The organism is Neobacillus sp. NPDC093182 (assembly GCF_044754045.1).
Map to the genome: position 1 here is coordinate 40,434 of NZ_JBIVOI010000029.1, position 12,611 is coordinate 53,044.

General features: G+C 39.2%; 13 protein-coding genes and 1 riboswitch. Of the genes, 10 read left to right on the forward strand and 3 right to left on the reverse strand.

Going from position 1 to position 12,611, the window contains the following annotated elements; translation table 11 throughout:
* The first annotated feature begins 51 nt into the window (after positions 1–51).
* Positions 52–477 (forward strand): OsmC family protein, encoded by a 426-nt coding sequence (locus tag ACIQAA_RS31460; protein ID WP_402627612.1) that lies wholly within the window; start codon positions 52–54, stop codon positions 475–477.
* An 11-nt stretch (positions 478–488) separates the two neighbouring features.
* Here the strand turns inward: ACIQAA_RS31460 and ACIQAA_RS31465 are convergent, their stop codons facing one another.
* The gene (locus ACIQAA_RS31465; RefSeq protein WP_402627614.1) at positions 489–1,019 is read right to left on the reverse strand and encodes a J domain-containing protein; all 531 of its coding nucleotides are present in this window, start codon (positions 1,017–1,019) and stop codon (positions 489–491) included.
* Between the two features lie 107 nt (positions 1,020–1,126).
* Positions 1,127–1,627: a preQ(1) synthase gene (gene queF, locus ACIQAA_RS31470; protein ID WP_402627617.1), complete on the reverse strand. Its 501-nt coding sequence runs from the start codon at positions 1,625–1,627 to the stop codon at positions 1,127–1,129.
* A gap of 114 nt (positions 1,628–1,741) precedes the next feature.
* Positions 1,742–1,788, reverse strand: a riboswitch (PreQ1 riboswitch).
* Positions 1,789–2,026: 238 nt separating this feature from the next.
* Between queF and queC the strand changes: the two genes are divergently transcribed.
* The 4 genes from queC to ACIQAA_RS31490 all read left to right on the forward strand — a co-directional run bounded on the left by queC (position 2,027) and on the right by ACIQAA_RS31490 (position 4,322).
* Entirely contained in the window at positions 2,027–2,683 is a 657-nt protein-coding gene (gene queC, locus ACIQAA_RS31475) for a 7-cyano-7-deazaguanine synthase QueC (protein WP_402627619.1), read from the forward strand.
* A gap of 3 nt (positions 2,684–2,686) precedes the next feature.
* Positions 2,687–3,166 (forward strand): 6-carboxytetrahydropterin synthase QueD, encoded by a 480-nt coding sequence (gene queD, locus ACIQAA_RS31480; protein WP_402627622.1) that lies wholly within the window; start codon positions 2,687–2,689, stop codon positions 3,164–3,166.
* Positions 3,163–3,891 carry a 7-carboxy-7-deazaguanine synthase QueE gene (gene queE, locus ACIQAA_RS31485; protein ID WP_402627625.1) on the forward strand — a complete coding sequence of 243 codons (729 nt, stop codon included), beginning with the start codon at positions 3,163–3,165 and terminating at the stop codon, positions 3,889–3,891. Before queD ends, queE begins: the two co-directional genes overlap by 4 nt.
* 230 nt (positions 3,892–4,121) lie before the next feature.
* Positions 4,122–4,322, forward strand: a complete 201-nt coding sequence (locus ACIQAA_RS31490; RefSeq protein WP_402627628.1) for a Fur-regulated basic protein FbpA — start codon at positions 4,122–4,124, stop codon at positions 4,320–4,322.
* Positions 4,323–4,387: 65 nt separating this feature from the next.
* Here the strand turns inward: ACIQAA_RS31490 and ACIQAA_RS31495 are convergent, their stop codons facing one another.
* Positions 4,388–5,398: a DUF3231 family protein gene (locus ACIQAA_RS31495; RefSeq protein WP_402627630.1), complete on the reverse strand. Its 1,011-nt coding sequence runs from the start codon at positions 5,396–5,398 to the stop codon at positions 4,388–4,390.
* Positions 5,399–5,598: 200 nt separating this feature from the next.
* On the opposite strand from ACIQAA_RS31495, the gene ACIQAA_RS31500 reads away from it, so the two are divergent.
* The 5 genes from ACIQAA_RS31500 (at position 5,599) to ACIQAA_RS31520 (ending at position 12,444) form a co-directional block, all read left to right on the forward strand.
* The gene (locus tag ACIQAA_RS31500) at positions 5,599–7,578 is read left to right on the forward strand and encodes a carbohydrate-binding domain-containing protein (protein ID WP_402627633.1); all 1,980 of its coding nucleotides are present in this window, start codon (positions 5,599–5,601) and stop codon (positions 7,576–7,578) included.
* 187 nt (positions 7,579–7,765) lie between these two features.
* Positions 7,766–9,631, forward strand: a complete 1,866-nt coding sequence (locus ACIQAA_RS31505; RefSeq protein ID WP_402627635.1) for a V4R domain-containing protein — start codon at positions 7,766–7,768, stop codon at positions 9,629–9,631.
* Between the two features lie 253 nt (positions 9,632–9,884).
* The gene (locus ACIQAA_RS31510) at positions 9,885–11,069 is read left to right on the forward strand and encodes an acyl-CoA dehydrogenase family protein (protein WP_402627637.1); all 1,185 of its coding nucleotides are present in this window, start codon (positions 9,885–9,887) and stop codon (positions 11,067–11,069) included.
* A 61-nt stretch (positions 11,070–11,130) separates the two neighbouring features.
* Positions 11,131–11,610, forward strand: coding sequence for a flavin reductase family protein (locus ACIQAA_RS31515; RefSeq protein WP_402627639.1), 480 nt, complete (start codon positions 11,131–11,133; stop codon positions 11,608–11,610).
* A 21-nt stretch (positions 11,611–11,631) separates the two neighbouring features.
* Positions 11,632–12,444: a bifunctional riboflavin kinase/FMN adenylyltransferase gene (locus ACIQAA_RS31520; RefSeq protein ID WP_402627642.1), complete on the forward strand. Its 813-nt coding sequence runs from the start codon at positions 11,632–11,634 to the stop codon at positions 12,442–12,444.
* Positions 12,445–12,611 lie beyond the last annotated feature (167 nt).

Sequence of the window (12,611 nt, forward strand, 5' to 3'; positions counted from 1 at the left end):
TTTTTTAAGGTAAAATAAGGGTGGTATTACATAAAGGAAGGGATGGTAGAAATGAAATCAACGATTACATGGACAGGAGATATGGCTTTTACGGGTACGACACCGTCAGGACATGAATTAAGGATGGATGCTGCACCAGAGGTTGGAGGTCAAAATAGCGGTCCGAGACCAACAGAGCTGCTCCTTTATTCACTAGCAGGCTGTACAGGAATTGATATCGTGATGATTTTGAAGAAGATGCGTTTAGAATTAACGGGTTTTGCCATGGAAGTAGAGGGAACACGTGCGGATACAGAACCGAAGAAATTTACAGATTTTCATATTCACTATTCAGTAGAAGGGGATCTGCCAGAAGACAAAGTCGTTCGTGCAATCCAATTGTCAAAAGACAAATACTGCTCCGTATCCCATTCATTAAGTGCTAACATCGTTGCAAGTTATTCTATTAATGGGGTAAAAGGGGATCAAGTATTATAAAAAAAAGGGATTCAGCTTTTGGCTGAATCCTTTACTTTGTCATAGTGTTCATAAAATACTCTAAAGAGCCGGTCATCGCCGCCTCGATCGGGATGAAGGGCTTTTAATAGTTTCTTGTATTCTTTTTTGATAGTATCACTATCAGCCCCAGGCTCTAAGCCTAATAAAGAGGTTAAAGTCAGAGGCGGAGTGTCAGAAAGAGCATATTCAGCTTTTAACATTCTTTTAAGTGAACGATTTTTTGCTTGTTCGATCCGAATGGTGGTTTTTAACTGATCCATTTCTTCTCTTAATTTTTGATTGTCACGAAACGTTTTTTCCCAATCGTGAAAATCTACTCCAAATTGCCTCGTTTTGTTTTCAATCTTCTTTTCTAGAATAAACGACGCTAAATCAACGGGAGTTACGGAGTATTCAAGATTAAGGTGCTTCGTTCTTCTAGCTTTAATTTTTCCATCGAGAATCCAGCGAATAACAACCTGTTCACTATCTGTAATCCCCTCAGCTCGAAGCTGTTCCGTAACCTCTTTAACATTTAACATAAAATCAACTCATTCTACATTCGTCTAGTATCTACTAAACTAATGTATCACATGGAAAATGTTACAGGTTTACAAGACTATTTTATTTTTGTTAAAAAAAGTTTTCATTAACGATTATCGACTTTTTCTGGGTAAAGGTCATGGTTCATCAAACGGAAAGCTGCCATCTCTTCGAATTTGGTACCTGGCTTGCCATAGTTGCACCATGGATCAATGGAAATGCCGCCGCGTGGCGTAAACTTACCCCAAACCTCAATATAGCGGGGATCCAAAAGCTTAATTAAATCGTTCATAATGATATTAACGCAATCTTCATGGAAATCACCATGATTTCTGAAGCTGAATAAATAGAGTTTTAGAGATTTACTTTCTACTATTTTCTTATTGGGAATGTATGAAATATACATCGTTGCAAAATCGGGCTGATGGGTAAGCGGACACAGACTAGTGAATTCCGGGCAATTAAATTTTACGAAATAATCACGCTCTGGGTGTAGATTATCGACTGCCTCCAAAACCTCTGGAGCATATTCAAATGAGTATTGTGTATTTTGATTTCCTAGTAGTGTTAAATCTTTTAATCCTTCTTCGTGGCTGCGGCCTGACATAAAAAAACCTCCAAGTCAAAATGTATATTCCAGAGAGCCCAAGCAATCATTCTATAACAACTAATATGATAAAAACAAAAAGCCATGTCCGGTATGGACATGGCATAGAGTCATGTATCCATAGTTTTTTATAGAGGGTATCAGCTATGAACCTCTCCCGTGTAAGTACGGGTATTATCTTCCTCATATGATAAAGGACACTCAGCCAAACGTCAATTGAAAAATTTTGGACCAAAAATAATCCCAATATTTAAAAGATTAACCTTTTACTTTTATTATGGTATCATACAAACAGAAAATAATAGAGGTTCTAGCACCCCTCGTTAAAAAAACTAAGATGAAGCGGTACTTCTATCTTGGGGTACTGCTTTTTCTATTTTGGAAGGAGTTTCCTTAAACATGTTAAAAGATGAAAAAGCCATTGTCGTATTTAGCGGCGGGCAGGACAGCACTACTTGTTTATTTTGGGCATTACAACAATTTAAAGAGGTGGAAGCCGTCACATTCGACTACAATCAACGGCATAGCTTAGAAATTGAATGTGCCAAAAATATAGCCAATAAACTCGGTGTAAGACACCACATATTAGATATGTCTTTATTGAACCAGCTCGCACCCAATGCGTTAACACGCTCAGATATTGAAGTCAAAGACGGAGAAGAGGGTGAACTTCCATCAACGTTTGTTCCAGGAAGAAACTTATTGTTCCTGACTTTTGCCGGAGTGTTAGCCCGTCAGGTTGGTGCGAAGCACTTAGTGACAGGAGTTTGTGAAACAGATTTCAGCGGCTATCCGGATTGCCGCGATATTTTTGTCAAATCACTAAATGTTACCTTGAATCTTTCTATGGACGAGAACTTTGTCATCCATACCCCGTTAATGTGGCTTAATAAAGCGGAAACTTGGGCATTAGCGGATGAATTAGATGCATTCACATTTGTACGTGAAAAAACATTAACCTGCTACAATGGTGTCATTTCTGACGGCTGCGGGGAATGTCCCGCATGTGTGTTAAGAAAACGCGGACTCGATGACTTTCTAAGTGGGAGGTTTTAAGACATGTACGGCTTTAGAATCGTCGATAAACTACAAATAATTGATGAAGATATCCAGCGAAAAGAACTCAAGTATCATAATAAGCGCGTATTAGTCAGTAAAGAATTTACTTTTGACGCAGCCCATCACTTACACTGCTATGAAGGTAAATGTAAGAACCTTCACGGTCACACTTATAAAGTAGTTTTCGGTATCAGCGGCTACGTGGATGAAAGAGGGTTAATGATGGATTTTGGCGATATCAAGGAGATATGGAAAAATGAAATTGAAATTTACCTTGATCACCGTTATTTAAATGAAACCCTTCCGCCAATGAATACAACGGCTGAAAATATCGTAGTTTGGATTTATGAAAAAATGAAAGAAGCATTAGCCAAAGAAGAAAACAAGGATCATTACATTGGAGCTAGAGTTGAATTTGTCCGTCTCTTTGAAACGCCTACGAGCTATGCGGAAGCGAGAAGGGAGTGGATGGAGGAATGAAGAGAATTCCCGTACTAGAGATTTTTGGCCCCACTATCCAAGGTGAAGGTATGGTCGTTGGACAAAAAACAATGTTTGTTCGAACAGCCGGCTGTGATTACTCCTGCAGCTGGTGTGATTCAGCCTTTACGTGGGACGGCAGCGCCAAAGATGATATCAGACAGATGACCGCAGAAGAAATTTGGACAGAATTAAAGGCCCTTGGCGGGGATAATTTCTCCTTTGTTACCATCTCAGGGGGGAATCCTGCGCTATTAAAAAACCTAGATTCTTTAATTGATTTATTAAAAGAAAACGAGATTAATATTGGAATTGAAACGCAGGGAAGCAGATGGCAGGATTGGTTCTTAAACATTGATGAACTCACCGTCTCTCCAAAACCACCAAGCTCAAAAATGGAAACCAATTTTGAAATTTTAGATTCTATTTTTATTAACCTAGACGAAAATCAGTTTGAAAATAATGTAAGTTTAAAAGTCGTTATATTCGATGAAGACGATCTAGAATATGCGAAAATGGTTCATAAAAGATACGAAGGCATTCCGTTCTATCTCCAGGTTGGAAATGATGATATCACGAATGCTAATAATCAAGAACTTATTCAAAAACTTCTCCTCAAATATGAGTGGCTGGTAAATAGTGCAGTTGAAGACAACCAATTGAATAATGTTAGAGTACTGCCTCAATTACATGCCCTGCTTTGGGGAAATAAGCGCGGAGTTTAACTGGATAAGCCCACCTAATAACTTAGGCGGGCTTATCTTTGTCTTTTAACAAAATTTGCTCATACCGTAGACCATTAATAAAAATACAGTTTATTTTCTTTTATTAAATTAAGATGAAGTTTGCTTTAAGAGTAGGTAAAAATGCTAAAAATCGACACACACCCGCCAAGGAAAAGTTTACAATCGGATAGGTAACTAAGGAGCATTAAAAAACCTGGAGGTGACATGGTATGAAGAACATTCTTCGAACCGCAGTCCAGCAAAGAAGGCAATTTCTTATAGATAAACTGCTTAAAGTGGGTGTGTTCAAAAAAGAAGATCGACATCTGTATGAATGGACCTTAAGTGACCTAGAGGAAGAATACAAATATATTGAAACCAGCAGTCTGGCAAAGGGAAAGATGGACCGAGACAGCCAACTACAACAATAATGTGGTAAATACTTAGATAAACACAACCAAGGCCGGTTACTTGACCGGCCATTTTACATATTAATTTACGTTTTTTCGGTACCTAACTCACCACGATCTGCAGCCATCGGAGGTTGTTCCATCCATTTATTATTGATCATGATATTAGCGCCATCTTCTGAATACAATTGAATTTCTAATGATAATCTGTTATACATGACCCCCAAATCCATCCGAGGGCTTTGTGCCACACCCGTACCGTAATAACCAATGCTTAAGCCAATTAACCCGGCCGTAAAGAACATGATCAATTTATCGGAAAATGTATACGATGTGCTTGTTGTCACTTCAGCAGATAAGCTGGCCGGAACGGGGAGGTTACATTCCTCTAATTTTTTCCCAAACAATTTTATATGTTTCTTACCAATGTCGATCCCTCTTAGCAAAAATTGGATAACTTCTTTGTCCCTTGCGACCTGGCTAAATCCCATTAATGTAGCCACCCCTAAAATGTTTCGCTGGACGTTTGCATATAGATTGCCTACTTCTGCGACAATTAATGGTCTTTTTTCACCGATAACATCGAAAAGAAAGGCTTGCTTATTGACAAATTCCACCTTCTCCATTGATACATGAGGAGACCTTACATACAGACCTTTTTCCAATAATAAATCCTTCGAAACTTTGTACAATTGCATGGTTTCAGAAACACATTCCATATAATAATCAGTAATGTCGGATCGTACGGATGAAGCGACACTGGCTGAATAGGTGGTAAGACCAATCTTTGCCATTTGGTTGATAAATTGAAGAACATAACTGTCCGTATACAACTTCGGAGCCGTTAAATCAACATCCTCCTCTACTTTAAAACCATAAGGGACCGGATAATCCTCTTCATTAAAAAAGACCGTTAGTTTTTCAATATGTTTCTTCGATAAGTTTAAGGCAAATTCAATGACTGGTTTGATTTCGGGGTCCTCCGCCTTTTCTAAAAAATAGGTAAGGACACAAGCGCTGCCGCTGTCATTCATGTATTGAGCCCAAAGCTGAGCAAATTCTGCAGAAGTAATCATTACTTTCTTATCAATTTCCATCATCTGACCTCCAATTACGGATACCTATTTCCATCATTTCCTTTAAAAATAAATTTATGTATGTATAGTAATTTATTTAATTCCATCCATTAAGGGGCTCTTTTGTTAAGGTTTGTTTAAGGTTTCCTTTTTAAAATGAATCCATGTTAGTGAGATACCAAATCCCTGGATTTGTTAGAAATGAAAAAGGAGACAATATAATGAGGAAAAAATCAATGTTTTTAAAAGCAGGTTCTATCATAGTATGCTCAACCCTTTTGTTTTCCTGCAGTCAGAATACTGATTCGATGAACGAATCTAGTACGGTTGCAGCTGTAAACACGGAGAAGTTAAGTACAATTGGAGATAAGGAGGTTAGCGCAGTTATAGGTGAAACGGTTTCCTATAGCGATGACGATTTTTACACTAACTGGGAAAATGAAAATCCAACGTATATTGAATTAAATGGGACAAGCGCCAGCTTTGATGGTGCAGGTGCAGTGTTCGTTTCTAATAATGTAGTTACGATAAGAGCGGCAGGAGTCTATGTCATCAGCGGAAAATTAGATGATGGGCAAATCGTGGTTGACGCTGAGGATAAAGGAAATGTCAAAATAGTATTAAATGGCGCAGAAATTAATCGTTCTACTCAATCCCCAATCTATGTAAAAAACGCAGGAAAAACGATTATTTCTCTACCTGAGGGAACAGAAAACACTCTTTCGGATGGACCAGAATATGTGCTTGAAGATTCATCTGATGAGCCGAATGCAGCCCTTTTTAGTAAGGACAACCTAACGATTAACGGCTCTGGAAAACTTACGGTTCATGGAAATTATAATAATGGAATAACAAGCAAAGACGAACTAAGAATCACAGGCGGTACCATTAAGATTCATTCAGTGGATGACGGATTAATGGGACGAGATGTTGTTGCCGTTAAGGAAGGTAACATTACAATAGAAGCAGGTGGAGATGGAATTAAGGCATCAAATGATAAAGATACTTCGAAAGGGAATATTGCCCTTGAGGGAGGAACGTATGACATTACAGCAAGTAGTGATGGAATGCAAGCGGAGGCCTCCTTATTAATCGCTAATGGAGACTATACCATTTCTTCTGGTGGCGGCAGTCCAGAAACGGTTGCTGTTAAAGGAAATGATATGAGACCAGCTGGCAATGAAACCACAACCACTACAGTAACAGAAACTGAAAGTGCAAAAGGATTAAAAGCAACGGTAGATGTGGCAATCGGCGGGGGAAGCTTTATGATTGATTCTTCTGATGATGGAGTTCACAGCAACAACAGCGTCACGATCGCAGGCGGTGATATGACCATTTCTTCAGGTGATGATGGCATTCATGGAGATACTGCTGTCCTTACGAAAGGCGGAAAAATAAACATTACCAAGAGCTATGAAGGAATTGAAAGTAAAGTGATAAGTATATCCGATGGTGAAATTGATGTTATCGCAAGTGACGATGGTATCAATGTTGGCGGCGGAAATGATGGTTCAGGAATGGATTTCCAATCTACTGAAACGGAAGACAATTTATTGTCGATCTCAGGTGGAACTGTAACCGTTAATGCAGCTGGTGATGGACTCGATTCAAATGGTTCGATTCAAATGACTGCTGGTACAGTTTTAGTTAATGGTCCAACAACCAGTGGCAATGGTTCACTTGATTACGATCAAAGTTTCGAAATGACGGGTGGTTTCTTGATTGCAGCAGGCAGTGCAGGGATGTTACAGGCTATTTCAGAACAATCAACGCAGAATGCCATCGTTATGACCTACCCTGATACACAGGCAGCAGGTACACTCTTGCATATTGAAGACAGCGATGGAAACACAGTAGCAACCTTTGCACCGGAGAAGGATTATCAAGCCGTATTTATCAGTTCACCAAGCCTCGAAAAGGATAAGAATTATACGCTTTATTCAGGGGGAACGTCAACAGGTAAAGTGGCAGATGGTCTTTACAATGATGGAGATTACAAAGATGGTACAAAAGTAGTAGAATTTACAATTTCGGACAGTGAAACATGGCTTAATGAATCCGGTGTAACAACTGTCAGCAGCGGTGGCCCTGGAGGCGGAGGTATGAGAGGCGGCGGTCAAAGACCTGACCGTAACCAAGCACCTCCAAACGGTGTTATCCCTGATGGCGGTCAGACTCCACCTGTAAATGCTGAATAACTATTGATTAGATTATAACGAACCATCGTTATAATCTTTTTTCAATTAAAATGAAAGGGAAGGATGAGAACAACTGTAAAAATTAAGGCTTTGAAATATTCCGAGATTTCTATTAATATAAAATAATTAGACTTGCTTTTAGAATGCCAAAATATTTGTAAATAGTACTTTAACGGGATGTGTTAGCATGTGCGTTACAATTTATGAAGAGAGTTATAGTCAGGATGTCGTATTAGGGGACCGTAAACTTGTAACATCAGCGTCCGTTTTCGGGATACTCAGACAGCAGCTTGCTAAAAATATAGGAATTAAGAGAATAAAAGGATTCTTGTTTCATTATGGCTGGGAAATGGGCGTTAAAGCTGCCAAAGAAGCACTGCAAACAGAATCATCTTTAGAATATCTCATTAAACATGGACCGATTCTTCATATTGAAAACGGGCATATTAGAGGGATTAAGCATGAAGCCAATTATGAACTGGATGTTCAAGGCAGGATCAAATCTTTTTTTTCTCACGGTACCTGGTTTGGTTCTTATGAGGCAGAGGAGCATATAAAACGCCTTGGACATTCTAATCATTCCGTCTGCCATACACTGATTGGTTATGCAAGCGGTTTCATGTCGACGATTTTTGGAGAAACGCTGCTCGCTAAAGAAGTCACGTGCGTAGGTAAAGGGGATGATGGCTGCGGATGGGTCATTAAGCCGAAAAAAGACTGGGAAAATGAGCTGGATGCAGATGAGGTTCTCGAGTTTTTTTATGAAACACCAATTGTAATGGAATTAGAGTATACCTATGACCAGTTACTAGACCAAAAGAATGTCGTTACTCGTTTATCAAATTTTCAAAATAAATTAACAGAAGAGATTATCAATGGAAGTGATCTTCAAACGATTGCTGATATTGTCTTTAACATGGTTAACATACCAATAATCATTGAGGATTCAGTCCTTCGAACGATTACGTATTCAGGTTTATCGGAAGAAACCTATTCGGTGTTAAAAGCAGAAATGGAAGATTATCTGGAAGAAAGCCGCATCAATCATAAACAGCTTTTACCTATAAGTAAAAAATTAATTAAAACGGCCAATCACAAACGTCTTATCACGCCGATACTTTTACAAAGGGAAGTAATTGGTTATTGTACCTTGGTATATGTGAGTGGGAAGGATCATCATGAGGAGGATTATTTATTTTTAGACCGTTTCGCCAATGCTGCGTCTCTGATTCTATTAAATGAGAAGACGAAGTTTGAATCGTTTGAAAGAATGAAAGGGAATTTTCTAGAACAAATACTAGAGTCACGATTGCCAGTCAGTGAGATCGTTAATCGGGGTAAATATACAGGAGTAGACCTTGAGCAAAACTACTATATAACAGTAATGGAATATAAGAACACAAAGACTACTATTGAGGATGAATTTCTTTTACAGGAGCAGATATTTGAAACGACGTTCCGCTATTTTAATGACAGAAAAACGAATTTATTGGTTGGTCACCGCGATGGCCATATCGTTTTATTGATCACAAATGAGTCGCTCAAACATACTTCCATCCATGATGTAATCAAGGAATATCATGATTATATGATCAAAAAATACCCTTATGGCAATTTTAAGTTTGGAATAAGTCATTTAGGTACTGATATTCATCAAGCACCGAAATGTTACGAGGAAGCGAGTATTGCTCTCCGGTTAGCAGGGAGTAAAAAAATCGTACCGTTTGATTCATTAGGGATTGTGGGGGTCCTGATCAATTCCAAAAATATTAACGGTATTAAAATGATTGCCGAGCAAGAGTTGGGACCTTTGTATAACATGAAGGATCCAAGAAACATTGAGCTGCTAAAAACATTATATAGTTTCTTGCTAAATGGCGGGAAATTGGAACAAACAATGAGTGATCTGTCACTCTCTATGAGCGGACTTCGCCATAGAGTTAGCAGGATCGAAAGCCTGCTGGAAAAAGACCTGAGAGATTCAAACGAAGCCCATCAATTATTATTAATTATCAAGTCATTAATCGCGATTGGGGAACTAACCATCGAATAAAAAAGACCATTCAGCTTAAACTGAATGGTCTTTCTTATTTTTTAATGAACAAAAAATGTCTATGAATGAAAAAAACATGAGCAGTTTTTGCTCTAGTAGGAAAATTATGAATTCTTTAAACTTTATTTATAAGGTGTTAATAGTAACAACCGGAAAAGCACTAATGTAAGCGATGTCAAATTTCTGACCAAAGGACAATGGTCCATAAAATTTATTTTTCAAAAATATGAACCTATCAGAAGGGGTGTAAACAATGGCAACTTTTGTAGTTAAAGAAGAAAATGTATCGATTGATCAATTGTTAGCTGGAGCGGAACGAATTGGAAAATTAGCCGAGGAAGAAGCCCAGGAAGCAGAAAAAAATGCAAGTATTTCACAAAATGTGGTGGATATCATTAAAGAAACGCAAATTTCACGGATGATGCTTCCGAAGAAATATGGCGGACCGCAGGCAGATTTGAAAACGTTTGCGAAGGTTGTTCGTAAGGTAGCAAACTACAATATTTCAGCTGCGTGGCTGACCTATCTATATCCGCTTCACAATATGCTTCCAGCTTTCCTGCCAGAAAAGGGAGCGGACGAAATTGTCAATCAAGGCGGATTAATCTGTGATATCTTTGCTGCATTAGGTAAAGCAGAACGGGATGGCGATGGGTATCGCATTAGCGGTAAGTGGAGCTTTGTCAGCGGTGTCAATTTTAGCGACTGGGTCGGTGTTGGGGTTATGATCCAATTCCCTGACAGTCCTAAACCAGTATATTGCTTGCCGATGTTAAAGGTTTCAGAAGTAGAAGTGGTAAATAATTGGGATACATTTGGGCTGAGAGGGTCAGGAAGTAACCAAATTTTTGCGGAAGATGTATATGTCCCGATGGAACGGATTTTACGACTAGACCAGGCAGAACTTACTAGAAGACCGCCAGTAGAAGAGTATGACACAGATTACCCGTTTTACCATGTACCATTCTTTCCTTCCTTCTATCTTGGATTCGGTTACATGGCACTTGGGGGGGCAGAGCGGATTCTTAAGGAATTTAAAGCCCAAACCGAAAAACGTGTGCGCTTGATGGATGGTGTAAGAGAAAGCGAGTCGCCAAGAAGTCAACGGGTATTAGCAGAAATGACGACTGATTTCCATATGGCAGAAGCTTTACTCGATAAATATATTGATCTTCTAGAAAACTATGAAAAAGACGGCTGTGTGACACCGCCTTCTGAATTCTTTTCGATTCGGACAAAAGCAATCAAAATTTGTACCGATATTGCTGTAAGGTCGCTATTAACACTAGGTGGCGGGGCTCTTTATAAAGGCGGTGCAATGGAATTATTCTTACGGGATATTATTGCCGTTGCTACACACAAAACTTCTTTATATGAAGATGCAGTCGCCGCATATGGAAAGGAATTGTTTGGTTTTGATGGAGGCGTTAGGGGATAACTTCATTCCAAAGAGTATGAAGAATAGAAAAATATAAATATTCATAACAGGAGGATTATAAATGGATGACCGTAAATTTCGTACTGCAATGGGTAAATTTGCAACTGGTGTGACTGTAATAGCAACAGAGGTTGAGGGGGACGTTCATGGAATGACAGCCAATGCTTTCATGTCCGTGTCACTTGATCCAAAGCTCGTAGTAGTTTCAATAGGGGAAAAAGCAAAAATCTTGAACAAAATAAAAGAAAGCAAGATTTTCACTGTTAATATTTTAGCTGCTGACCAGCAGGAGCTATCAATGATTTTCGCAGGACAATTGAAGGAACATAAAGAAGTTACCTTCGACCGCTTGGATGGAAAACCAGTTTTAGCGGGAGCGGTCGCACAAATTGCCTGTGAAGTATCAGCTGAGCATGTAGAAGGGGATCATACCTTGTTTATCGGAAAAGTAACCGATATTCATCTCGAAGACGCTGAACCACTTGTATTTTATAGCGGAAAGTATCGTTCATTAACGGAAGAAAAAGCTGTAACAGTCTAAAAGACTTGAGAGGAGACCGATATGGAAACAATTCATATAAACCGTAGTAATTTGGCAGAATGGCAGAAAAGGGCGAAGCCAAATGTGATGGCACTTGGATGTTTCGACGGTCTCCATCATGGTCATTGTACCGTCATCCATACTGCTTATCAGAAAGCAAAAGCGAAGAAGGCAGAATTAGCAGTAATGAGTTTTTTTCCTCATCCGAAAACCGTCATCTCAAATGGTAACGTTCATGTTCACACGTTAATGCCGCTTGCAGTAAAAGAAGAAAAGCTTCGGAAAATGGGTGTCGATACGTTTTATATTGTTGAATTTGATATAGAGTTTGCTGCCCTTTCGCCTGAACAGTTTGTTTCTCAATACTTGAATGGACTAGGTGTTGTTCATGCTGTTGCAGGATTTGATTTTTCCTACGGCAGCCGAGGGGCTGGGAATCTTGATCGCTTGAATCAAGACTCTGGCGGCCGAATTGATGTGACAAAGGTTGAAAAAGTTGAACTGTGGGGCGAGAAAATCAGTTCTACTTGTATTCGTGAACGGCTGTTGAACGGCAAGGTGGCAGAGCTGCCTGATTTGCTTGGACGCTTTTATGAAACAGAGTGCGAGTGGGATGGAGAGGCATTTATACTGTACCCGTACTATACTCTCCCTGGTCCTGGCAGATATGCTGTGACACTAAGAAACGAGGGCTTTTCTGTTCAAACAGAAGTAACTGTTTTCCATGAGGGAGTCCAATGTACAGCAGAAAATCCTCCATTCTTAAAGGGAAAACTTTCAATTATATGGAAAAAGCAGATTCATAATGCACCTAAGAAACTACTAATCTCTTAATAATTCTTAAAAGGAGTGGAACCAATGGCTAAAATTATCGCAGGTGTCGCGATGTCACATAGCCCGATGATGATGACGAATGAAGCTGGAGGCGGAGAGAAAGGACAACGTTTCCTTCAGACAGCTGCTAAAATGAAGAAATATATCGAAGATTTAGGAGCAGATGT

Excerpts from the sequence above, each read along its gene's own strand:
- ACIQAA_RS31460 (WP_402627612.1), top strand. The coding sequence starts at position 52 with ATGAAATCAACGATTACATGGACAGGAGATATGGCTTTTACGGGTACG.
- ACIQAA_RS31465 (WP_402627614.1), bottom strand. The coding sequence starts at position 1,019 with ATGTTAAATGTTAAAGAGGTTACGGAACAGCTTCGAGCTGAGGGGATT.
- queF (WP_402627617.1), bottom strand. The coding sequence starts at position 1,627 with ATGTCAGGCCGCAGCCACGAAGAAGGATTAAAAGATTTAACACTACTA.
- queC (WP_402627619.1), top strand. The coding sequence starts at position 2,027 with ATGTTAAAAGATGAAAAAGCCATTGTCGTATTTAGCGGCGGGCAGGAC.
- queD (WP_402627622.1), top strand. The coding sequence starts at position 2,687 with ATGTACGGCTTTAGAATCGTCGATAAACTACAAATAATTGATGAAGAT.
- queE (WP_402627625.1), top strand. The coding sequence starts at position 3,163 with ATGAAGAGAATTCCCGTACTAGAGATTTTTGGCCCCACTATCCAAGGT.
- ACIQAA_RS31490 (WP_402627628.1), top strand. The coding sequence starts at position 4,122 with ATGAAGAACATTCTTCGAACCGCAGTCCAGCAAAGAAGGCAATTTCTT.
- ACIQAA_RS31495 (WP_402627630.1), bottom strand. The coding sequence starts at position 5,398 with ATGGAAATTGATAAGAAAGTAATGATTACTTCTGCAGAATTTGCTCAG.
- ACIQAA_RS31500 (WP_402627633.1), top strand. The coding sequence starts at position 5,599 with ATGAGGAAAAAATCAATGTTTTTAAAAGCAGGTTCTATCATAGTATGC.
- ACIQAA_RS31505 (WP_402627635.1), top strand. The coding sequence starts at position 7,766 with ATGTGCGTTACAATTTATGAAGAGAGTTATAGTCAGGATGTCGTATTA.
- ACIQAA_RS31510 (WP_402627637.1), top strand. The coding sequence starts at position 9,885 with ATGGCAACTTTTGTAGTTAAAGAAGAAAATGTATCGATTGATCAATTG.
- ACIQAA_RS31515 (WP_402627639.1), top strand. The coding sequence starts at position 11,131 with ATGGATGACCGTAAATTTCGTACTGCAATGGGTAAATTTGCAACTGGT.
- ACIQAA_RS31520 (WP_402627642.1), top strand. The coding sequence starts at position 11,632 with ATGGAAACAATTCATATAAACCGTAGTAATTTGGCAGAATGGCAGAAA.